This window comes from Pseudomonas sp. C6002, assembly GCF_013385805.1.
In the GTDB taxonomy this organism is placed as follows: Bacteria; Pseudomonadota; Gammaproteobacteria; order Pseudomonadales; family Pseudomonadaceae; genus Aquipseudomonas.
The window spans coordinates 73249-93791 of sequence record NZ_JACAPH010000015.1 but is presented as its reverse complement, the minus strand read 5'-3'; the positions used below and the strand labels follow the sequence as shown (position 1 = coordinate 93791).

The following is a 20543-nucleotide window of genomic DNA, read 5'->3' as shown; positions in this document are numbered from 1 at the left end:
CCGGTTTAGCCGCGCCGGGCCATGGATGGCCCGTCGCGGCGGCCCGCGGAGTAATGCCGGAGTGAGGGAACACCGAGCCTAGGCGAGGCGCCGACAGGCGGGGCAGAGCGCTTTGGTTACTTTGCCGCAAAGTGACTCGCTGTAAGAGCGAAACCATAAGCAGCCATGACCTAAATAACGGATATGCCCTCAATCAATGCGCAATACACACCGACTTCAGCTCGGTATAAGCCTCAATCACCGCCCGCCCAAACTCCCGCCCCATCCCCGATTGCTTCACCCCGCCAAACGGCATCGCCGGGTCCAGCAACACATGCGCATTCACCCAAACCGTCCCCGCCTCGATCCGCGGCACCAGGTTCATCGCCTTACCCAGATCATTGGTCCAAAGACTGGCCGCCAACCCATACCGATTGTCATTGGCCAACTCAATCACCGCATCCTCATCATCAAACGCCATCACCCCCAACACCGGCCCAAACACCTCCTCCCGGGCCACCGCCATCCCATGATCGATATCCGCCAAAATCGTCGGCCGCACATAAAACCCCTCACCCGCAACCTCATCCCCACCGATCACCACCCGCGCCCCTTCAGCCCGGGCCTGCTCGATATGGCGCAGTACCCCTTGCTGCTGCTTGCGCGACACCAACGGATTAATCGCCGCCTCACCATCCATCCCCGCCCCCAACGGCATCGCCGACACCGCCGCCGCCAACCCCTCGACAAACCGGTCATACACCGAACGATGCACATAAAAGCGCGAAGCCGCCGCACACACCTGTCCGTTGTTCAGCAACCCACCCAGGATCGCCCCCTGGATCGCCTTATCAATATCCGCATCCGCCAACACGATCATCGGATTCTTGCCCCCCAACTCCAGGGCAAACCGCGTCATGTTCTCCATGCACGCCACCCCCACGCTCTTGCCCACCGCAGTCGAACCGGTAAACGACACCTTGCTCACCAACGGATGAGCAGTCAGAACGCCCCCCACCGAGGCCCCGCCGCCGGTCACCACGTTGAACACCCCCGCCGGAATCCCCGCCTCCAGCGCCAGCTCCGCCAGGCGCATCGCGGTAAGCGGCGTTTCCATCGCCGGCTTGATGATCACCGTGCACCCGGTCGCCAGCGCCGGCATCAATTTCCAGGCCGCAATCAGCAGCGGGAAATTCCACGGCACGATGCCCACCACCACGCCCACCGGCTCGCGTTTGGTGAACGCAGTGAACCTGGCCCCCGGCGGCAAAGGGATGGACACGTCAAAGGTCTGCCCTTCGATCTTGGTCGCCCAGCCCGACATGTAGCGCATGAACTCCACCGTGGCGTTCAGATCCAGCCCCCGCGCCAGGTTGATCGACTTGCCCTGGCTCAGGGTTTCCAGCTGCGCCAGCTCCTCGGCATGGGCCTCAACCAATGCGGTGAAGTTCAGCAAAATCCGCTCACGGTCGGCCGGGCGCAATCCCGACCACACGCGGGACTTGAACGCCGCATGGGACGACTGCACCGCCTGCTCCACCACGTGCAGCGGCGCGTCGAGGGTTTCGCACAGGGTTTGCCCGGTGGCCGGGTTGATCACCTTGATGTGTTCGCCCTCGGCAAATACCCATTGGCCATCGATAAAGCAGCCATGACGACGGTCCAGGAATGCAGCCACCTGCGGCAGGATTTCAACGTTGCTCATGATTCACCTGTATTCAATGTTGTTCTTTGAGAAAGCAGGCGACCGCTTGGCGATCGTCGGCCGAAGCCAGGCCCATGTAGGGCATGTAGGTGCCGGGCACAAACGCCTGGGGTTGGGTGATGAATTGCGCGATGGTCTCGGCTTGCCACTCGACGTTTTTGTCACGCATCGCCTGGGAGTAGCTGAAGCCCGCCAGGGAGCCGGATTTACGTCCGTAAACGCCTGCCAGGTTTGGCCCCATCATTGTCGCGCCGCCCTTCGCCACCGCATGGCACACGCTGCATTCGTTGGCGAAAACCTGGGCGCCACGGCTCTGATCAGGGCTGCATTCAGCGGCGAATGCGCTGTGGGCCAGGACCAGCGACAGCAGGCCGGCCAGGGAAAATCTGTGTGCAGTGAACATAGAAAAACGACCTTGGAAATCATCGAAGTTGCCGACGATTGTCAGGGCTCAAGGTCGCTCGGGTTTTGCCCTGCGTGCCAGTCGTATTGGCCGGGCTGCCAAACCGTGGATTCTGGCAAGCACAGTCAAGTCTTTGGCAACCAGACAAAAGGCACGTCACTTCGCCAGCATTAGTATCGCGGCAGACCCCAACCCTGTGGTCATGAACAAGAATGGATGCCACACCATGCTCAAGTCCCCCTTGCTTCGTCTCTCGACCCTCGCGCTGATGATCGGTGCCAACCCGGCCGGCGCTTATGAGCTGTACGCCGATGACAGCAGTCATCTGAACGCCACGCTGGAAGCGGTATTCGGTGCCTTCCACAGCCAGCAGAACTACAGTCAATCCGGCCGCCTGGCCAAGGGCTCCTCGTCCTGGCGCGAGGGCTACGTGAAGTACGGCCTGAGCTTCGACAAAAATTTCAGCGGCGCCGGCACCACCTACGGTGCGGCCAACCTGCTGAGTTCCGGCACCTGGGGCGACGGCGATGCCGCAGGTTTCAGCGACGGTTCGGAGCGCACTACCCAATTCGAAGACGCCTACCTCGGCTGGCGCTCGGGCAAGTTGTTTGAGGCCATGGGCGAGAATGGCGTGGACCTGTCCTTCGGCCGCCAGAACATCGTGGTCGGCGACGGTTTCCTGATTGACGGCGACGCGCTGAACTTCGGCAAGGGCGTGGCCGATGGCGACCTCAATCGCGGCGGCGGCTACTACATCGCCGCCCGCAAGGCCTTCGACGAAACCGCCGTGTTGCGCCTGGGCGGCAAGGACGGCTGGCGCAGCGACCTGATGTGGCTCAAGTCCGATAACCGTGCCCAGGCCAAGACCGAGATGTACGTCGCCACCCTCGAACACGTGGCCGCCGAAGGCACCGTGGGGCTGACGTACATCGACACCACCGACGTCGACAAGCAGTACGCCTCCCCCACGCAGCTGGAACGCGATGGCATGAAGACCTACAGCCTGCGGGCCACGGGCAATGCCGGGGTGACCAACCTGTTCCTGTCCGGCGAATACGCCTGGCAGGACAAGCCCCACACCGGCAACGAAGACGCCTGGTACCTGGAAGCTGGCTGGACCTTCTCCGACGTGACCTGGACGCCGTATGTGAGCTACCGCTACAGCCGCTTCTCGGAAGGCTTCGACCCGCTGTTCTACGGTTTCAGCCGTGGCTACGGCACCTGGTTCCAGGGTGAAGTGGCGGGTAACTACGCCGGGCCGTTCAACAACAACTCACGCATCCAGAACGTCACGTTCAAGGTTTCGCCCCTGCAGAACCTCAACGTCGGCGCGGTGTTGTTCGACTTCAAGACCATCGACCGCAACCTCGGCAACAGCGACGGCCACGAGCTGGACCTGTATGCCGAATGGCACGTCAACGACCATCTGACGGTGATGCCGCTGATCGGCCTGTACCAGCCGGACAAGAGCGCCGAGCAAGGCGGCACGCAGCTGGGCAACCACGATAAAAACCTCTACAGCCAAGTGGTGTTCGCCACTAACTTCTAAGCCCGGCCGGGGCGGTGGCGCCGCCATCGCCCCGCCTGGCCAAGGCCTTCGCAATGCACAACAAATTCCTCACGATCCAGAGCAAGATCGCCCTGCTCGCCGGCCTCTGCCTGTTATTGGTGGTCGGCCTGCTGATGAGCCTGTCGCTGTACCAGACCCACCAGAGCAGCCAGCACGTGGCCCAGGCCAGCAGCGACATGCTCGCTGCCGCCGCCAAGGAACACATGCAGGCCCTGGGGCAAGTTCAGGCCATGCAGGTGCAACGCACCTTCATGCAAACCCATGAATACGGCCAGGGCTTGTCGCGTTATGTGCTGTACCTGCGGCAACTGCAACAACAGGGCAAACTGACCCGCCCAGAGTTGCGCCAGGAGCTGAATACCCAGCTGCGCCAGGCCCTGGTCGACAAGCCCGACCTGCTCGGGATTTACGTCATTTTCGAAGCCAATGCCCTGGACGGTGACGATGCCCACTTCGTCGACCAGGCCGCCGTCGGCAGCAACGAGGCCGGGCGCTTCGCCCAATACTGGGTGCAGGCCACCCCGGGTGAACTGACAGCGGTAGTCGGCGACGAAGCGCTGCTGGCCAATACCTCGCCCGGCCCCAGCGGCGCGCCGTACAACGCCTTCTACACCTGCGCCCGCGACACCGCCAGGGCCTGTGTGCTGGAGCCGTATTTCGACGAGGCTTCCGGCAGCCGCAAGCTGGTGACCAGCATTGCGTTCCCGCTGATGGAGCACGGCAAGGTGATCGCGGTGATTGGCCTGGACATCAACCTGGCGGCCTTGCAACAGGCCAGCCAAACCAGCGCCGGGCAACTGTTCGATGGCCACGGACAAGTCAGCATCGTCAGCCCCAAAGGCGTGATTTCCGCCTACAGCGAGGACGCCAGCCGCCTCGGGCAGCCGATCAGCGAAGTCATGCACGATGGCGCCCAGGTACTGGACGCGTTGCGCCAGGGGCAACCGCAAACCTTTGTCGATCAACAGCAAATCAAGCTACTCGAACCGCTGGCACCGATTGCCGGTGCCGCACCGTGGGGCGTTCTGGTGGGTGTGCCGCAGTCGGTGCTGCTGGCGCCGGTCACTGCGCTGCAACAGCAACTCGATGCCCAAGGGGTGAAAAGCACCGCCCTGGAACTGCTGCTGGGTGGCGGCTCGGCCCTGCTCGGCCTGCTGTTGATCTGGTACGCCGCGCTGCGCATCACCCGGCCGCTGCAAACCCTGACCCGGGTGATGGAGGACATTTCCCGTGGCGAAGGCGACCTGACGCGGCGGCTGGAGGTGCAATCCCGGGACGAGATCGGCCAGTTGGCCAGCGCCTTCAACCGTTTTGTCGAACGTATCCACCAGTCGATCCGCGAAGTGTCTTCAGCGGGGCTCGGGGTCAACCAGGTGGTCAAGCGGGTGCTGCTGGCCTCGAATTCCTCGCTGAACAACTTCGATGAACAGGCGACCCGCACCAACAGTGTCGCGGCGGCGATCAACGAACTGGGCGCCGCCGCCCAGGAAATCGCCCGTAATGCCTCCGATGCGTCGCAGCAAGCCTCCGGCGCCCGGCAACAGACTGAGGACGGGCGCCAGGTGGTGGAGCGCACGATTGCCGTGATGAATGAACTGTCGGGCAAGATCAGCGCCTCGTGCGTGCACATCGATGCGCTGAATCACAAGACGGTGAACATCGGGCAAATCCTGGAGGTGATCAAGGGCATCTCCCAGCAGACCAATCTGCTGGCACTGAACGCCGCCATTGAAGCGGCCCGGGCCGGTGAGGCCGGGCGCGGGTTTGCGGTGGTGGCCGATGAGGTGCGCAGCCTGGCCTATCGCACCCAGGAGTCGGCGCTGGAGATTCAGCAGATGATCGAAGAGTTGCAGGTGGGCGCACGGGAATCCGTCAGCACCATGACCGAGAGCCAGCAGCACAGCGAGGAAAGCGTGAGCATCGCCAACCTGGCGGGTACGCGGCTGGCCAGTGTGACGCAGAGGATTGGCGAGATTGATAACGTCAACCAGTCGGTGGCGGCGGCGACCGAGGAACAGACGTCGGTGGTGGAAGCGCTGAATGTGGACATTACCGAGATCAATATGCTGAACCAGGCCGGGGTGGAAAACCTGCAGTCGACGCTGCAAGCCTGTACCGAGCTTGAGCGTGAAGCGGAACGCTTGAATCAGCTGGTGGGCAGCTTTCGCATCTGACCAACAACTGCCCCGCAGGCCCCATGTGGGAGCGGGCTTGCTCGCGAAGACAGAGTGTCAGCCACTGAATAGGTTTCTGATACACCGCCTTCGCGAGCAAGCCCGCTCCCACATTTGATCTCCTGAACCTTCAGCAATGGGCGCCAGCATGCTCAATCCGGTGAAACAGCCGGTTGAAGTACACCAGGCTGTCGCCCTGCCCCCGCACCCCAACCCGCGACAACTCCACGAACATCACCGAATGCGACCCTACCTCCTTGCACTCACTGATACGCCCTTCCAGTTGCACCAGCGCATCCCGCAGCACCGGTACCCCCGCCTCGCCTCCGTCCCACAGGTCCCAGGCAAACCGCTCCGCCATGGGCACCTGGGTCATCCCGGCAAAGTGCCGCGCCAGCTCTTCCTGCTCCCCGCACAGCACGTTCACGCACAGCTGCCCATTGGTACGGAACACATCATGGGTCGCACTCCCGCGGTTCACGCACACCAACACCGTGGGGGGCGAATCCGTCACCGAGCACACCGCACTCGCCGTGATCCCGCAACGCCCGCCCGGCCCGTTGGTGGTGATGATGTTCACCGCGGCCGGCAGTTGCGCCATGGCGTTGCGAAAGTCGATTTGCTGCTGGCTCAGGTCGGCCATGTCGGTGCCCCTTTACGGTCCGTGGGTGATGCCACAAGACTAAGACGCCCCGTGCGGCGCGACCATTCAGACGATCCCCATGCCGACTAGGTGGTTTCTTTATCGTCAGGGCCGTTCACACTGGGTATTCTGCTGGCAAGGCTCCACAGATGAGCCAATGTCCGCCGCAGCGTGCCCGCGTGCGAAAACAATAATTAGAAATTCTCGTGGCAGTCCCTGATGGAAATTCGCACACCGATTGTTTACATCGTTGATGACGACAAAGACCTGCGTACCTCGCTGGCCTGGCTGCTGGAGTCGGTCAGCGTAAAGGCCCAATGTTTCGCCGGGGCCGAAGAGTTCCTTGCGCACTACGACCCGCGCCAGCCCGCCTGCCTGGTGCTGGACGTGCGCATGCCGCAGACCAGCGGCTTCCAGTTGCAGGAGATCCTCAACCGGCGCGGCAGCACCTTGCCGACCATCTTCGTGTCGGCCCACGGCGACATACCGATGTCGGTCACCGCAATGAAAAACGGCGCGCTGGATTTCGTCGAGAAGCCCTACAACCCGCAACAGATGATCGACCGCATCCAGGCCGCGCTGAAGACCGCTGTACAGGCCCAGGCCGACCAGGAACAGCGCGAGCACCTGCAAGGCAAGCTGGCGCTGCTGACGAGCCGGGAGCGAGAAGTGTTGATGCTGGTGGTGGACGGCAAGGCGAGCAAGGTGATTGCCCGCGAGCTGAACATCAGCGTGAAGACCGTTGACGTGCACCGCACCAAGATCAAGGAAAAGATGGGCGTGACCAGCATCGCCATGCTGGTCCGCGAGGTGCTGTATCCCTAGGGCGCGATGATTGAATGTGGGAGCTGTCGAGCCTTGGCGAGGCTGCGATGGGGTCGCGGCGGTGTACCTGTCAGACTGAGTGGCCTGCATCGCGGGCAAGCCCGGCTCCCACAGGAAAATGCATTCCAGGTTCGGGAGCGGCACGCATCAATGATGGCTATAGCGCTTGCGGTACTCGCCCGGTGACACGCCGAAGCGCGACTTGAACGCCGATGAGAAGTAGCTGGAGTCGGAGAAGCCCCAGGCATAACAGAGTGCCGACAGCTTCTGCTCCGCCGGCGAATGGCGCAGGGTTTCGGCGCAGAAATCCAGGCGTCGGTGCTTGATGTACTGCGCCACCACCAGCCCGCGCTTGGAAAACATCCGGTACAGCCCGCGCACCGACACTCCGACTTCCCGGGCGATCAGCTCCGGGCAGAGTTCTTCGGCGCCGATGTGCGCATCGATGTAGGCGATGGTCTTGCGAAACTGCCGTTCCTGGGTGTCCACACCGTTGTCCCGGGCGCTGATCCCCGGCAGCAGCAGGCTGACCAATGCATCCAGCACGGCTTCGCTTTCCTGCATGCCCAGGTCGTTTTGCTGGCGGGTGTCGAGCACCATCTGGCTGGCCATCAGCGCCAACGGCGTGCGCGCCGAGATCCGCGTCGCGCAGTTGACCGCCGTGAAGTGCGAACCGCGCTCCACCACCTGGCGCGGCAGGATCAGCGACAATTGCCGGGAGTTGTCGTGGTAGGTCATGTCACTGGGGCGGCAGGCGTCGATCAGGGCGATGTCACCGCAGCCCAGCTGCGCACGGTTGTCGCCCTGTTCCAGCTGCGCGCTGCCCTGCAACTGGAACACCGCGTAGTAGTGCCCTTCATTGCCCGTACTGACTTCCTTGCTGCTGCGATATAGATGCACCTGGGCCATATCGACCACGCTGAGCTTGATCGCGCCGCTGCGAAACTCGCTCAATTCCCCATAAAACCCCGCGCCCAGGGCCCTGGCATCGAAGCGTCCACAGGCCTGGTTAACCTGCTGTAACCAACGCTCGAACGATTCGTTACGTTGCACCGTTGAACTCATCATGACCGCAAGGCCTCACATTTTTTATTTTTTTGGTCCCAGCAATCTTACGGGTAGCGCCGATCAAATATCCAATACCAGACGAGCGGAAACCGCCCGGGAAACACACGCACAAATCTGCCGGTTGGCGGCCTTCTCCTTGGTCGACAGGCAATTGTCACGGTGCTCGGGCACGCCTTCCAGCACCTCGACAATGCAGGTGCCGCAGATGCCTTCGCGGCACTCGGTGTCGATGTCGCAACCGTGGGCCTGCAATACGTCCACCAGGCTGGTATTCGCCGGTACTTGCAGCACCACGCCGGAGCTGACCAGCTCCACCTCGAAACCACCGCTGGGCCCGACATTCACCGCTGGGTCGGCCTGGAAGTGCTCCAGGTGGATCGCTTCCTCGGGACGGCTGCGGGCCGCCACTTCCACCACCTTGTGCATGAACGGCGCGGGGCCGCAGGTGTAGACGTGGGCAGCCGCGCCCGCCTGCTCCAGGCAGGTACTCAAGGCCGCATCCAGCGCGCCCGGCTCGACGCCATAGTGAAACTGCACATGCTCGCCGAATGTATCGGCCAACAGCTGGGTAAACGCCGCGTACTGCGCCGAACGTGCAAAATAGTGCAGGCGCCACGGCTGGCCGCTGTCGGCCAGTCGATAGGCCATGCTCAACAGCGGCGTCACCCCGATACCGGCGGCAAACAGCGCATGGGCCGGCGCCTCCGGGTCGAGGCGGAACAGGTTGCGCGGCGCGCCCATCTCCAGTTCCATGCCCTCCTGCACCTGCTCATGCAGGGCCAGGGAGCCGCCACGGGATTGCGCCTCTTTCTTCACCGCCACCAGGTACGCGCGGCCATCGTGGGGCGGGCTGCACAGCGAATACTGGCGGGTGACGCCGGTTGGCCCGGTAAGGTCCACATGGGCCCCGGGCTCATAACTGTCGAGGGGCTGGCCGTCACTGCGCACGAGGCGAAAGGAACGGATATCCAGCGCTTCATCGACGATGCGTTCGATCTTCACCTTCATCATTGCAGCACCTGAATCCTGTTGTTTCGGTTGAACGCTAACCTGTGGCGAGGGAGCTTGCTCCCGCTGGACTGCGCAGCAGGCCCACTCTCTTCGGCGATGACTAGCGCATGAACAGCCCGCCGTTGATGTCCCAGCACGCGCCCGTGATCGAGGCGGCGTGGTCGGCGATCAACAGCAGCACGGTGTCGGCGATGGTGTGCGGGTCGCCGAGGGTGCCCGTCGGGATAATCTTGAGGATCTGCTCCAGGCGCTCCGGCGCCACGGTTTCGCGCACCACCGGCAAATCAAGCGGGCCTGGCGAAATGCTGTTGACCGTCACGCCCCGGGGCGCCAGTTCACGGGCGAAGACCTTGGTCAGCGTAGCCACGCCACCCTTGGCCGCGGCGTAATGCGCGCCAGTGGCAGTGCCGCCGTTTTGCCCGGCGAGGGAGGCGATATTGACGATGCGCCCGAACCCTCGTTCGGCGAAATGCGCACCAAACACCTGGCAGGCCACGAACGTGCCCCGCAGGTTGATCGCCATCGATTCGTCGAATTCCTCGGGTGTGATGTCCATCAGCGCCGCAACTTTCGACACCCCGGCGTTGTTCACCAGGATATCGGTGCCGCCCCAGCGCTCGCTGAGCAGGTCCCGGGCGCGAATAAAATCGGCCTTGTTGCGCACATCCAGCTCGATGGCGACGGCGGTTTCGCCGCGGTTGTCGAGTTCAGAGGCCAGGCGCTGCACGCCGTCCAGGTGCACATCCGCCAGGCCCACGCGGTAGCCTGCGGCGTGCAGGCGCCGGGCGATGCATTCGCCGAGGCCACGGGAGGCGCCGGTTACAAGCGCGATTCGGTTCATCAGGATGTCCTCATCTCAACTGTGGGAGCGGGCTTGCTCGCGAATGCGGTGTGTCAGTCAATGCATGTGGCGACTGATCCACCGCATTCGCGAGCAAGCCCGCTCCCACATTGGTTTTGTGTCGTTGTTTGAATCGTGCTTACAACAGAAAGCCGAGTGCACTCAGGCTGTCGGTGGAATTGATCAGCCGCACCACCTTGCGCTCCAGGGTCGCGACCCCGGCGCTGAACCGGATGCGGTAATTCAGGTCGGCCACGAACGGCGTGTGTACTCCGCGCTTGTAGGCGTACAGCAGCTGCGCACAGTTAACCTCCACCACCTCGCCCGCCGCTTCCACCAGGGTGAATCGCGACACACTGCGCACGGTTTTCGCCGCATCCACCGCCGACGGTGAATACCCCGCCGTCAGCCGTTCGATGCGCAGGTCACGCATGCGCGCATCGTCATAGGCATAGTTGAGGTTGGCTTCAAAATCCTCGGTGTCCGGGTCGATCGGCACGACGTAGCGCCCGCTCTCGCTCCACAACGCGGCCCATTGCACGTAGTCCTTGTGGTCCAGCAGTTCGGCTTCACGCCAGATGAATTCGATGGCCTGGGCCAGCGGTGCGGTAAAACCAGTCAGGGTGTTCATTGGCTCATCATCCTTTTCCACATGTCATAGGCCCCGCGCATGCCGCCTTCATCAGTGGCGTGGGATACCTTGTCGCCGTTGTCGGCCAGCACTTCGCGGTTCAGGCCACGGTTGACCAGGATCGGTGCGTCCACGCCGGCATACGAGCCGCGTTGCACCCGGTCCCAGGCTTCGGCGTCGTCGGGGCTGCCAAAGCCGAACGGGCCCTGGAAGTGTTCGTGGATGCGCAGGCGCTCGCGGTTGGCAACCTGTGGGCCGCCCTCCATGCCCAGGGCGACGTGGCGGATTTCGGTCTCGGTGACCGACACCGGGCGCAGCACCCGGAAGAACGACATCGACATGGCGACATTGGGAAACAGGTTGAGGTTGAACCCGGCGCCGTGCAGCGAGCGCACGATGCGTCGCACCTGGGCCGGCTCCATGGTTTTCGACAGTTCTTCGGTGACGTGGGCGAAACGCTCCTGCAATTGCTCGGTACCGTCGTCGTGGTCCAGGTCGACATGCTCGGGCACCATCACCATCACGCTGTGGCCATTGCCCAGGGAATGGGTGACGGCCTGCTCGTCGGTCATGAACGAGAGCATTTCCGAGGTCTCGGCGTCCACCGACGACATGAACGACTTGTGCACGATCGGGAAGTGGTAGCCGTCGGTGGTGTTTTCCAGCTGGATCTTCCAGTTGCCCTTGAAGCTGAACTTGTGTTCGCCCTGGGTCTTGATCGGGTAGCCGGCGCCCTGCTTCATGAACAGGTCCATCCAGTGTTTGGCGCCGCCGAGGAAGTCGGCCAACGGTTCGATATCGTCGTTGTAGCTGGCGAATACCATCCCGGCGTAGCTGTCCACCCGCAGGCTGGTCAGGGGTAACTCGGACTTTTCCAGGATGCCTTCGTAGCCGTCCGGGTAAGGCAGCGCCCGCAGCTTGCCGTCCAAACCATAGGACCAGCTGTGATACGGGCAGGTGAAGCCGGTGGCGTTGCCCTTGTGCTTCTCGCAAACCGTGGCGCCACGGTGGCGGCAGCGGTTTTCCAGCACGTTGATCGCGCCTTTCTTGTCGCGCACCACAATCACCGGGCGCCGGCCGATGGTCGCGGTCTTGAAGTCGCCGCTGTTGCTTACTTCGCTTTCATGGGCGACCCAGACCCAGGTGCGGTAGAAGATCTTTTCCAGTTCGGCCTCGAACAGCGCCGGGTCGTTGTACAGCGAGACGTCGACGCGATCGTGCTTGACCAACTCGTCGAGGCTTTTCGATTTGGCAATCAGCCGGTATTCATGGGTACTCATGGAGCCCTCCTCAAGGCGTTGTTCTTATTGGCGAGCCGTGATGCTCTGCTGCAGTTGTGCGCCGAGGGCACACACCCATTCGTCCTGGCCCTTACGGCCGACAATCTGTAGCCCGACCTTCAGCCCGCTGTCGGCCAGGGTCACCGGCACCGTCAACGCCGGGTGGCCGCTGAGGTTGAATGGCCGCACCAATGGCGTCATGCGGGCCACGGCCTGGCTGCCGTTGCGGGCTTCGGCCAGGGTCGGCGGCAGGTCTGGCATCGTCGGCAGCAGCAACACGGAGAATTCTTCGAGCGCGGCGTCCACCTGATGACTGAAGCGGGTGCGCACGACTTCGGCTGCGGCCAAATCAGCGGCGCTGCTGCGGCTGGCAGCCAACAAGCGTTGTTCGACATCCGCACCGATCAGCCCCTTGCCGGTGAGGTGACCGAAGGCTGCCCAGTTTTCGACGTTAATCACCGTAAGGCCTGCGCCGAACGCCGTGTCAAAGTCGTCCAGATGCAGACGCTGCTGACGCCAGCCGGCCGCGTCGACGGCAGCCATCAGGCTCGCCTTCAGCCATGGCTCACAGGCCACATCCAGAAAGCCCACCGGCACGCTGCCGGACGGCGCCGCCTGTGGCTGGAAACCCGGGCAAATCACCTGCATCGCGGCAATCAGGTCCTGCATGTTCGCGGCAAACGGACCGACGCAATCGAGGCTGGATACCGCCGGTTGCGCGCCAATGCGGCTGACTCGGCCATAGGTCGGTTTCAACCCGGCAATCCCGCAGCACGCCGCCGGCACCCGCACCGAGCCGCCGGTGTCGGTACCAATGGCGATATCCGCCAGGCCCGCCGCAACCGCCGCGGCCGAACCGCTGGAGGAGCCGCCCGGCACGCGGTCTGGCGCCTGGGGATTGACGGGCGTACCGCTCCAGTCGTTGATGCCGGTGACGCCAAATGCCAGTTCATGCAGGCTGGTCTTGCCGACGATCTGCCAGCCGGCATCCAGGACCGCCTGCACCACGTGCGCATGCCGCGTCGCCGGCGGAGCATCGGCAAAGGCACGACTGCCCGAGCGGGTCGGATATCCGGCGATGTCGATGGAATCCTTGATGGCCACGCGTCGGCCGCCGCCACCGAGTAAAAATTCGCTGACGAAGGTACTCATGGGTTCACCCCCAACATGCTATTGAACAGGCGCTGCGTACGGAAATGCGCGATCAGCCAGGTGCCGTCGACACGGCGAAAATCGATGGTCAGCCGCGTGCCGAACAACTCGCTGCGCTGGTCCGCGTAGGTGGAAATCTGTTGCATGATCCACTGCCCTGCAGCCGCGCTGCCGTCTACCTGGATCGACTCACTGGTGAGGTAATGCAGGTTCAGCGCAAAGTGTTCCGACGGTGGCAGGTAGCTGCCGACAAACGCCGCCACCGCGTCGCGCCCCCGATGCTGGCCGAAGGTCTGCGCGGTACTTGTGCCAATGCCTTCCCACACCGCATCCACGGTGAACAACTCGGCCAACTCGCGAACGTTGGTCGCCGCCCGGGGCACGTCGCACAGGTCCATGTAGCGCGCCATCAAGCGCCTTACCTGGCTCTCCCCTTCAAGGGTTTCAACACGCTGCAACAGGTCCATGGCTCACACCCTGGCCGCTTCGGGAATGGTCAGCGGGCGGCCGATCCGCGCTTCAACCTTGGCGTAGCGCCACAGGCTGTATTCACCCACCGGCGTGGTACGGAACAGGTTGCAGGCGTCGATCACCGACTGGTGGCAGTCGACGTCGGCCATGATGTAGACGGTCCACGGCGAGGTGGTCGACGGGCCGACCATCAAGCGGTCGTCATCCATCGCCGCCAGCACGTTGATGCCCGGCATGGCGCCGAGGTCGCCCATCATCTGGCTGAAGCCTTTCCACACGCTCAGGCCTTCGCCGGTAGGCAGGTCGAAAAAGTTCTGGGTGATGCCGATGCAGAAGACGACGCGCAGCGGTTCTTGAGTGGCTTGGGACATGGGTTGATCCTTGAAAGTCAGATGTAGCCAGGAAATGGAGGAACGCCGAGGAACACCGAGCCCGCGCCGTCGTACAGGCCTTCGCTGAGGAAGGCGTGCTGGGTCACCACCATGGCGTCGCGCAGGTAGCGTTGCAGCGGGTGGCGCAGGTAGATCGCGGTGGTGCCCGCCAGGCTGTAGGCGCTCTGCACCACGGCGGCGCCGGCCTGGGACACGTGAATGGCGGTCAGGCGCAGCAGGCTGGTTTGCTCGGCCGTGACCGGGTTGCCGGCGAGGATCGAGTTCCACACTTGTTCGGTGGCGCCGTAGAAAAAGCCCCGAGCGGCGCTCAGCCGCGCTTCGGCCTTGGCGATTTCGATGCGCACGTAGGCGCGGTCCGCCAGTTTCGGCGCGCCGGTGATGCCGCTGCCGCTGGCCATGGCGCTGATTTCATCGAGGGCCGCGCGGGCCAGGCCGAGGTTGACCACCGCCAGCACCTGGGCGGCGTAGGCAATCGAGGGATAACGAAACAGCGGCTCGTCGATGGTGGCGGCGCCGCCACGGATGAAGGTCCAGCGCTCGTCGATGTATTGGTCGGTAACTCGCAGGTCATGGCTGCCGGTGCCCTTGAGGCCGACCACGTCCCAGTTTTCGATGATTTCAACCTGGCCGGGCTTGAACACGGCAGTGCGTGGCTTGCCGCCCGCCGCACCGATGCCCACGCCCAGCAGGTCGGCGCCTTTGCAGCCGCTGGCAAACTTCCAGGTGCCGTTGACCTGCCAGCCGCCCTCGACGGTTTCCGCCGGCTGCAACGGGAACAGGCCACCGGCAAACACCAGATCGGGGCTGTCGGCATACAGTTCGGCGAGGGTTTCCTGGGGCAAGGCCGCAAGATAGACGCCGGCGCTGCCGAAGCTGGCGACCCAGCCGGCGGAGCCATCGGCTTCGGATATGCGCTCGATCATCTGCAAGAACGTTGCGGGGGCCAGGGCATCGCCGCCGAAACAACGGGGCGTGGCCGCCCGGTAGATGCCCACCTGCTTGAAGCGTTCGATCATGTCCCGTGGCACGTGGGAGCCGGCGTCGAACTCGTCGCGGCGCTGGCGCACTTCATCGAGCACCTGCTGGAACAGCGCGGGCTGCACGTCGGGTAAAGCGTCTGGTTGCACGAGGGCCGAACGCAGCATGGGCTTTCTCCGTTGTAGTTGTTATGGACGCCGTGTCGGGCGTTGATAGGTCCAGTGTAAAAAGCCCGACCACCGTCAACTATTGGGGCGTGCAGCCCACCGGCTAAAGAAATCCCCTAGTGCGCCCCCGATTACTTCTGAGCGTGCCCCCGGATGCAAACCGGTATAACTTGCCACCGTAGTCGTCCCCTCCACCGCCAAGGGCTACGCGATGTACCTACCCAATAACAATGATTTCCACACCCTGATCGAAGCCATGCCGATCTGCACCATCCTTCACGATGCGCAGAGCAAGGACATCCTCTGGGCCAACACCGCGGCGCTGTCGGCGCTGGGGTTTACCCTGGAAGAACTGATCCCGCTCAAGGCCCCGGACATGACCCGGGACGCACCGAAGTACAAGCGCTCCATCGGCCTGCGTTGGCTCGAGCGAGCGGCCCGCAGTGGCCAGCGCACCATCGAGTGGTGTTATCGCTCCAAGGCCGGGGTGGAGATTCTTTCGGAAGCGGTCGCGACGCTGGTGCACCTGGACGGGCGCGACGTGCTGATGGTGCAGTTCCGGGATATTTCCCGGGAAGACAAGGTGAAGCGGGACCTGATCCGCGCCGAGGAAGCCCGGCGTGTCAGTGAACAGCAGCTTGAATACCTGGCCCGATACAACGCCATGGGCGAGATGGCGGTGGCGATTGCTCATGAGTTGAGCCAGCCACTGGCGGCCACGCGCAACTTTATCGAGGGGGTTTTGATTCGTCTGGGCGATACCCACAGTGCCGACCAGGGGGTGAACTGGGGGCTGCAAAGTGCCGTGCGGCAGGTCGAGCATGCGTCAACGATCATCAAGAGTGTGCGTGATTATGTGGTCAAGCTGGAGCAGAGCGCGGAGTGGGTGGACCTCAATGAGTTGCTGCAGGAAACCCGATATTTCATCAGCCTGCGGGCCGAGCCGAGTCAGGTGCGGCTGGAGATCGTCCCGAGCGCGCAACCGCTGATGGTGCAGTGCGAGAGGGTGCTGATTGGGCAGGTGATTCTGAACCTGGCGTTCAATGCCATTGAAGAGATGAGTGAGCTGCCCGTGGAGCGTCGGGTGCTGCGGTTGCATGCCTGCCGGGATGGAAACGTGGCGCGGTTGAGTGTCGAGGATTGTGGGCGCGGGATTCAGGCCGTGGCGCGGGAGAAAATCTTTGACGGGTTCTTTTCGTCGAAGGTGGGTGGTAACGGGATTGGGCTGGCGTTGTGCAAGAACATCATTGGTCGGCATCAGGGGGATATCTGGGCGCAGAATCTGGAGCCGTGTGGGGCGGTGTTCAGTTTTTCGTTGCCTTTGGTGGGGTCGTGAGATTGGGGCATTTGCGAAGCGGCTTTTCTGTAGGAGCCGGCTTGCCGGCGAAAAACGTGAGGTCGCCGCGTTTATTCAGGATGCCAACGTCATCGTTAACGACCATCGCCGGCAAGCCAGCGCCTACAGGGCTGTTCAAAAGTGAGCCGCTGCAAGAGCGGAACCCGTTTCTGCCATAACAAAAATAACGGATATACACCCTACCCCAAACCATTGGCACAGACACACAACCACTTGGCAGACACAACAATTCTTGCAATCGCCCCACAAGGCAGAATCCACTTGCAAGAATCTGCCAAAGCACCCGCGATTAGCAAAACACAATAATTCAGGGAGTGCCCCTAATGCGAAGCAACAGGATCAACGTACAGTCAGCGCTGGGTCTGGGCCTGCTTGTACTCGGCTTGAACAGCGCCCAGGCGGATTTACCGCCAGACACCATCGGCCAGACCACCCTGGCCTTTCCACCGGAAGCCCACCGCGCATTCGTGGTAGACGTCGAATTCGAAAGCTTCGTGGTCGGCCGCGTCACCGTGGTAGATCCCGACAAGAAGCGCGTCCTCGGCATGGTCCCCACCGGCTTCGCCGCGCCCTCGGCCCTGAGCCACGACCAGAAGACCCTGTACAGCGCCGACATTTACTATTCCCGCGGCACCCGGGGCGATCGCACCGATGTGCTCACCGCCTGGGACAGCTCCAGCCTGTCGCCCGCCTGGGAAGTGCTGATCCCGAACAAACGCGCCGAATCCCTGACCCAGCGCTATGGGCTGAAGACCAGCGGCGATGACCGCTTCGTCTACGTCTACAACTTCACACCCTCCACCTCGGTGACCGTGGTCGACACACAGTCCCGCTCCGTCACCGCCGAAATCGCGATCCCGGGCTGCGTACTCAATTACCCGGTCGGCACTCGCCGCTTCGCCTCCCTGTGCGGCGACGGCAGCCTGCAAGTGGTGACGCTGAACGAGCAGGGCCAGGAAACCTCGCGCAACCGCACGCACTTCTTCGACCCCAACGCCGAGAAGCTCAACGAACGCGCGGTGAACGTGGGCGACACCTACTACTTCACCACCACCACCGGCACCATCCGCCCGGTAGATTTCTCCGGCGATGAGCCGAAAATCCTGCCGTCCTGGTCACTCACCACCGATGCGGAAAAGAAAACCGGCTGGGCCCCGGGTGGCTGGCAGTTGATGGCTGTGGCACCAAAGCTCAACCGCATGTACGTGCTGATGCACGACAACCACGAGCCGATGAAGTGGGAAGACCCGAGCACCATCATCTGGGCCTACGACCTCAAGACCATGAAGAAGATAGCCACCCTGGAAGCCCCGACCCCGGTCTGGAGCATGCAGGCCACCGGCGACGACAAGCCCCTGTTGCTGGGCGCCGACGTCGAAGGCGGCTTGCAGATCTTCGACCTCAAGACCAACAAACTCACCGGTAGCATGGCCAAGGTAGCGAAGACCGCAACCCAGATCATGAGCTACTAAAGAGGTTCGGCCATGCATATCGACCCGATCTTCATCATTGCCAGCGCCCTCGCCATCGCGGTGTTGCTGGCCAGTGCCGCGACCCACAAGTTGCGCGCACCGGCACGCTTCGCCCGGCAACTGGCCGATTACCAGTTGCTGCCAGAGGCAGTGACTCGCCCCGCCGCCCGGGTAATCCCGGTGCTGGAACTGGTGATTGCCTTTGCCCTGCTGGTGCCGGCCAGCCGTTCCTGGGCCGCCCTCGGCGCCGCCGGCCTGATTGCACTGTACGCCGCCGCCATTGGCATCAACCTGTGGCGCGGCCGCCGGGACATCGACTGCGGCTGCGCAGGCCCCGACCAGGCGCAGCCGTTGCGGCCGATCCTGCTGTTGCGCAACGGCGCACTGGTGGCCGTGGCCCTGCTGGCCAGCGTGCTGCCGATTGCCCGTGACCTGGGTTTTTTCGACGGCTTCGTCACCGTCGCCGCCAGCGCCGTCGCGCTGCTGATTTACGCCGCAGCCGATGGCCTGCTGGCGAACTCCCCTCTTCTGCTCAAACTGATTGGTAGGTGATCAATGGAAGGCCTTATTGTTTCCAACGTACTGCTGTGGGTACTGCTGCTGGCGCTGGCGTTTGCCGTGATGGGCCTGGTGCGCCAGATTGGTGTGCTGCACGGGCGCATCGCCCCGGCCGGCGCACTGATGGTCGACAAGGGCGTGGCGGTGAATGAGCCGGCCCCGCAAGTCACCGCTTCCGACCGTAAAGGCCGCCCGGTGAACTTCGGCTATGCCGGTGAGAAGAACCAGTTGCTGTTCTTCCTCTCGCCCACCTGCCCGATCTGCAAATCCCTGTTGCCGGCGATCAAGTCCATCGCCAGGGAACAGGCTGACCGACTCGATGTGGTGTTTATCAGCGACGGCGACATGGAAGCCCAGCACGCGCTGATCACCGAACACAAGCTGGACGACGTCACCTACGTGGTCGGCCCGGAAGTCGGCATGACCTACCAGATCGGCAAGCTGCCGTATGCCGCGCTGATCGACAAGAGCGGCACCTTGCGCGCCAAGGGCCTGGTCAATTCCCGCGAGCACCTGGACAGCCTGTTCGAAGTCGAACACCTGAAAAGCGCGACGCTGCAGGAATACCTCAACAGCCAGCCGCAGCCCCACGACCACAGCCACGGCCATAGCCACTGATTAAGGCAGGGAGACTCTCATGAAATTGCTGGATCTGTTATTCGAGCGCTCGACCCGTCGCCTGGCCGACACCACGTCGCGACGCAAACTGTTGGCCCGTATGGGTTCGCTGATGGTCGCAGGCGCCGCGTTGCCCCTGCTGCTGCCCCTGGACCGCACCAGCAAGGCGCTGGCTGCCGATAACCCGAAAGCCGGTGACCCGGGCGACCCGAACAGTTGCGACTACTGGCGCTACTGCTCCATCGACGGTTTCCTGTGCAGTTGCTGTGGCGGCTCGGTGACCTCCTGCCCACCGGGCACCGAGGCGTCCCAGGTGACCTGGATCGGCACCTGCCGCAACCCGGCGGATGGCAAGGACTACATCATTTCCTATAACGACTGCTGCGGTAAGCAAAGCTGCGCCCAGTGCGCGTGCACGCGTAACGACAGTGAGGAACCGGCGTACCGGCCGTTCAACAACAACGATGTGAACTGGTGCCTGGCGGCCAAATCCCACATCTACCACTGCACGGTCTCAATCATTCGCGGCGTCGCGGTTTAACTCACCCTTGTGGCGAGGGAGCTTGCTCCCGTTGGAGTGCGAAGCGCTCCCAGAGATCTTGGGGCCGCAGCACAGCCCAACGGGAGCAAGCGCCCTCGCCACAGGTCAGTGCAAGAGGCTTGTCATGCGTACGTTGTTTTTGCTGAGCTTGATGTGTGTCTTCGCCACCCCGCTCGCCCAGGCTCGGGCCATTCCCAATCCAAACCAGAAGCACGCACCGGGGAATGAGTCGCCGCAAACGCCGATCGCCCAGGCCGGGTACAGCGTGGCGACCAACTATCAGCTGCAGTGTGCCGGCTGCCATCTGGGCAGCGGCATGGGCTCGGCGGCGAACGACACACCGAGGATGACCGGGTTTGTCGGCAACTTTCTGAAGGTGCCAGGCGGGCGGGAGTTTTTGGTACGGGTGCCGGGGATGTCGCAGTCGGCGCTGAACGATGGGCAACTGGCGGATTTGCTGAACTGGCTGATGCGCCCGGACGGGATGGCGGGCAAGAGTACGCCGGTGGATTACAAGCCCTATAGCGCTGCGGAAGTGACTGAGTTACGGCACAAAGCGATGCTCAATCTGCCGGGCACAAGGGCGGGGTTGATCAAGGAAATGCGGGCGCAAGGGATTGCGATTGAAGATGGAATGCCCAACTGAACGAAACGCGATCCAAATGTGGGAGCGGGCTTGCTCGCGAATGCGGTGTGTCAGTCACCCA

General features: G+C 63.0%; 21 protein-coding genes and 1 pseudogene. 10 read left to right on the top strand and 12 right to left on the bottom strand.

The window, feature by feature from the left end:
* Positions 1-193: 193 nt before the first annotated feature.
* Together HX817_RS10280 and HX817_RS10275 are read right to left on the bottom strand one after the other, a co-directional pair.
* Positions 194-1684, bottom strand: a complete 1491-nt coding sequence (locus tag HX817_RS10280; protein WP_008431084.1) for an aldehyde dehydrogenase family protein — start codon at positions 1682-1684, stop codon at positions 194-196.
* 13 nt (positions 1685-1697) lie between these two features.
* Positions 1698-2087 carry a cytochrome c family protein gene (locus HX817_RS10275; RefSeq protein WP_003212617.1) on the bottom strand — a complete coding sequence of 130 codons (390 nt, stop codon included), beginning with the start codon at positions 2085-2087 and terminating at the stop codon, positions 1698-1700.
* Positions 2088-2313: 226 nt separating this feature from the next.
* On the opposite strand from HX817_RS10275, the gene HX817_RS10270 reads away from it, so the two are divergent.
* The 3 genes and pseudogenes from HX817_RS10270 (at position 2314) to HX817_RS31585 (ending at position 5831) form a co-directional block, all read left to right on the top strand.
* On the top strand, positions 2314-3636 hold the full coding sequence (locus HX817_RS10270) for a hypothetical protein (RefSeq protein ID WP_177040189.1): 1323 nt from the start codon (positions 2314-2316) through the stop codon (positions 3634-3636).
* Between the two features lie 53 nt (positions 3637-3689).
* Positions 3690-4976, top strand: a pseudogene (locus HX817_RS31590) (HAMP domain-containing protein); the annotation flags it as partial.
* A 24-nt stretch (positions 4977-5000) separates the two neighbouring features.
* Positions 5001-5831, top strand: coding sequence for a methyl-accepting chemotaxis protein (locus tag HX817_RS31585; RefSeq protein WP_371317771.1), 831 nt, complete (start codon positions 5001-5003; stop codon positions 5829-5831).
* Between the two features lie 130 nt (positions 5832-5961).
* Here HX817_RS31585 and hpaC read toward each other — a convergent pair whose 3' ends face one another.
* On the bottom strand, positions 5962-6474 hold the full coding sequence (hpaC, locus tag HX817_RS10260) for a 4-hydroxyphenylacetate 3-monooxygenase, reductase component (RefSeq protein ID WP_003212611.1): 513 nt from the start codon (positions 6472-6474) through the stop codon (positions 5962-5964).
* Positions 6475-6693: 219 nt separating this feature from the next.
* Between hpaC and HX817_RS10255 the strand changes: the two genes are divergently transcribed.
* On the top strand, positions 6694-7299 hold the full coding sequence (locus tag HX817_RS10255; RefSeq protein WP_003212609.1) for a response regulator transcription factor: 606 nt from the start codon (positions 6694-6696) through the stop codon (positions 7297-7299).
* 147 nt (positions 7300-7446) lie between these two features.
* Here HX817_RS10255 and feaR read toward each other — a convergent pair whose 3' ends face one another.
* The 9 genes from feaR to HX817_RS10210 all read right to left on the bottom strand — a co-directional run bounded on the left by feaR (position 7447) and on the right by HX817_RS10210 (position 15290).
* A complete protein-coding gene (gene feaR / locus HX817_RS10250; RefSeq protein WP_023658728.1) occupies positions 7447-8367 on the bottom strand; it encodes a transcriptional regulator FeaR in 921 nt (306 codons plus the stop codon).
* Positions 8368-8427: 60 nt separating this feature from the next.
* Entirely contained in the window at positions 8428-9378 is a 951-nt protein-coding gene (locus HX817_RS10245; protein WP_177028817.1) for a PDR/VanB family oxidoreductase, read from the bottom strand.
* A 100-nt stretch (positions 9379-9478) separates the two neighbouring features.
* Positions 9479-10219, bottom strand: coding sequence for an SDR family NAD(P)-dependent oxidoreductase (locus HX817_RS10240; protein WP_003208858.1), 741 nt, complete (start codon positions 10217-10219; stop codon positions 9479-9481).
* 139 nt (positions 10220-10358) lie between these two features.
* A complete protein-coding gene (locus HX817_RS10235) occupies positions 10359-10850 on the bottom strand; it encodes an aromatic-ring-hydroxylating dioxygenase subunit beta (RefSeq protein ID WP_008431075.1) in 492 nt (163 codons plus the stop codon).
* Positions 10847-12130 (bottom strand): Rieske 2Fe-2S domain-containing protein, encoded by a 1284-nt coding sequence (locus tag HX817_RS10230; protein ID WP_102606080.1) that lies wholly within the window; start codon positions 12128-12130, stop codon positions 10847-10849. The genes HX817_RS10235 and HX817_RS10230 overlap by 4 nt, the downstream gene beginning before the upstream one ends.
* Before the next feature lie 24 nt (positions 12131-12154).
* The gene (locus HX817_RS10225) at positions 12155-13282 is read right to left on the bottom strand and encodes an amidase (RefSeq protein WP_177040187.1); all 1128 of its coding nucleotides are present in this window, start codon (positions 13280-13282) and stop codon (positions 12155-12157) included.
* Positions 13279-13749, bottom strand: a complete 471-nt coding sequence (locus tag HX817_RS10220) for a nuclear transport factor 2 family protein (RefSeq protein ID WP_008431069.1) — start codon at positions 13747-13749, stop codon at positions 13279-13281. Before HX817_RS10220 ends, HX817_RS10225 begins: the two co-directional genes overlap by 4 nt.
* Positions 13750-13752: 3 nt before the next feature.
* Entirely contained in the window at positions 13753-14124 is a 372-nt protein-coding gene (locus HX817_RS10215) for a hypothetical protein (protein ID WP_177040186.1), read from the bottom strand.
* Positions 14125-14141: 17 nt separating this feature from the next.
* On the bottom strand, positions 14142-15290 hold the full coding sequence (locus tag HX817_RS10210) for an acyl-CoA dehydrogenase family protein (protein WP_102368716.1): 1149 nt from the start codon (positions 15288-15290) through the stop codon (positions 14142-14144).
* 211 nt (positions 15291-15501) lie between these two features.
* On the opposite strand from HX817_RS10210, the gene HX817_RS10205 reads away from it, so the two are divergent.
* The 6 genes from HX817_RS10205 to HX817_RS10180 all read left to right on the top strand — a co-directional run bounded on the left by HX817_RS10205 (position 15502) and on the right by HX817_RS10180 (position 20482).
* Positions 15502-16626: a sensor histidine kinase gene (locus HX817_RS10205; RefSeq protein ID WP_177036947.1), complete on the top strand. Its 1125-nt coding sequence runs from the start codon at positions 15502-15504 to the stop codon at positions 16624-16626.
* A 344-nt stretch (positions 16627-16970) separates the two neighbouring features.
* Positions 16971-18119, top strand: a complete 1149-nt coding sequence (locus HX817_RS10200; protein ID WP_003208872.1) for an amine dehydrogenase large subunit — start codon at positions 16971-16973, stop codon at positions 18117-18119.
* A 12-nt stretch (positions 18120-18131) separates the two neighbouring features.
* A complete protein-coding gene (locus HX817_RS10195) occupies positions 18132-18671 on the top strand; it encodes a MauE/DoxX family redox-associated membrane protein (RefSeq protein WP_003208874.1) in 540 nt (179 codons plus the stop codon).
* A gap of 3 nt (positions 18672-18674) precedes the next feature.
* Positions 18675-19295, top strand: coding sequence for a methylamine dehydrogenase accessory protein MauD (gene mauD, locus HX817_RS10190; protein ID WP_003208875.1), 621 nt, complete (start codon positions 18675-18677; stop codon positions 19293-19295).
* 19 nt (positions 19296-19314) lie between these two features.
* A complete protein-coding gene (locus HX817_RS10185; protein WP_003208877.1) occupies positions 19315-19836 on the top strand; it encodes a methylamine dehydrogenase light chain in 522 nt (173 codons plus the stop codon).
* 124 nt (positions 19837-19960) lie between these two features.
* Positions 19961-20482 (top strand): hypothetical protein, encoded by a 522-nt coding sequence (locus HX817_RS10180; RefSeq protein WP_008431056.1) that lies wholly within the window; start codon positions 19961-19963, stop codon positions 20480-20482.
* Positions 20483-20543 lie beyond the last annotated feature (61 nt).

Excerpts from the sequence above, each read along its gene's own strand:
- HX817_RS10240 (WP_003208858.1), bottom strand. The coding sequence starts at position 10,219 with ATGAACCGAATCGCGCTTGTAACCGGCGCCTCCCGTGGCCTCGGCGAA.
- HX817_RS10200 (WP_003208872.1), top strand. The coding sequence starts at position 16,971 with ATGCGAAGCAACAGGATCAACGTACAGTCAGCGCTGGGTCTGGGCCTG.
- HX817_RS10210 (WP_102368716.1), bottom strand. The coding sequence starts at position 15,290 with ATGCTGCGTTCGGCCCTCGTGCAACCAGACGCTTTACCCGACGTGCAG.
- HX817_RS10245 (WP_177028817.1), bottom strand. The coding sequence starts at position 9,378 with ATGATGAAGGTGAAGATCGAACGCATCGTCGATGAAGCGCTGGATATC.
- HX817_RS10195 (WP_003208874.1), top strand. The coding sequence starts at position 18,132 with ATGCATATCGACCCGATCTTCATCATTGCCAGCGCCCTCGCCATCGCG.
- HX817_RS10235 (WP_008431075.1), bottom strand. The coding sequence starts at position 10,850 with ATGAACACCCTGACTGGTTTTACCGCACCGCTGGCCCAGGCCATCGAA.
- HX817_RS10180 (WP_008431056.1), top strand. The coding sequence starts at position 19,961 with ATGCGTACGTTGTTTTTGCTGAGCTTGATGTGTGTCTTCGCCACCCCG.
- HX817_RS10230 (WP_102606080.1), bottom strand. The coding sequence starts at position 12,130 with ATGAGTACCCATGAATACCGGCTGATTGCCAAATCGAAAAGCCTCGAC.
- feaR (WP_023658728.1), bottom strand. The coding sequence starts at position 8,367 with ATGATGAGTTCAACGGTGCAACGTAACGAATCGTTCGAGCGTTGGTTA.
- HX817_RS10280 (WP_008431084.1), bottom strand. The coding sequence starts at position 1,684 with ATGAGCAACGTTGAAATCCTGCCGCAGGTGGCTGCATTCCTGGACCGT.
- HX817_RS10255 (WP_003212609.1), top strand. The coding sequence starts at position 6,694 with ATGGAAATTCGCACACCGATTGTTTACATCGTTGATGACGACAAAGAC.
- hpaC (WP_003212611.1), bottom strand. The coding sequence starts at position 6,474 with ATGGCCGACCTGAGCCAGCAGCAAATCGACTTTCGCAACGCCATGGCG.
- HX817_RS10220 (WP_008431069.1), bottom strand. The coding sequence starts at position 13,749 with ATGGACCTGTTGCAGCGTGTTGAAACCCTTGAAGGGGAGAGCCAGGTA.
- HX817_RS10270 (WP_177040189.1), top strand. The coding sequence starts at position 2,314 with ATGCTCAAGTCCCCCTTGCTTCGTCTCTCGACCCTCGCGCTGATGATC.
- HX817_RS10215 (WP_177040186.1), bottom strand. The coding sequence starts at position 14,124 with ATGTCCCAAGCCACTCAAGAACCGCTGCGCGTCGTCTTCTGCATCGGC.
- HX817_RS10225 (WP_177040187.1), bottom strand. The coding sequence starts at position 13,282 with ATGAGTACCTTCGTCAGCGAATTTTTACTCGGTGGCGGCGGCCGACGC.
- mauD (WP_003208875.1), top strand. The coding sequence starts at position 18,675 with ATGGAAGGCCTTATTGTTTCCAACGTACTGCTGTGGGTACTGCTGCTG.
- HX817_RS10185 (WP_003208877.1), top strand. The coding sequence starts at position 19,315 with ATGAAATTGCTGGATCTGTTATTCGAGCGCTCGACCCGTCGCCTGGCC.
- HX817_RS10205 (WP_177036947.1), top strand. The coding sequence starts at position 15,502 with ATGTACCTACCCAATAACAATGATTTCCACACCCTGATCGAAGCCATG.
- HX817_RS10275 (WP_003212617.1), bottom strand. The coding sequence starts at position 2,087 with ATGTTCACTGCACACAGATTTTCCCTGGCCGGCCTGCTGTCGCTGGTC.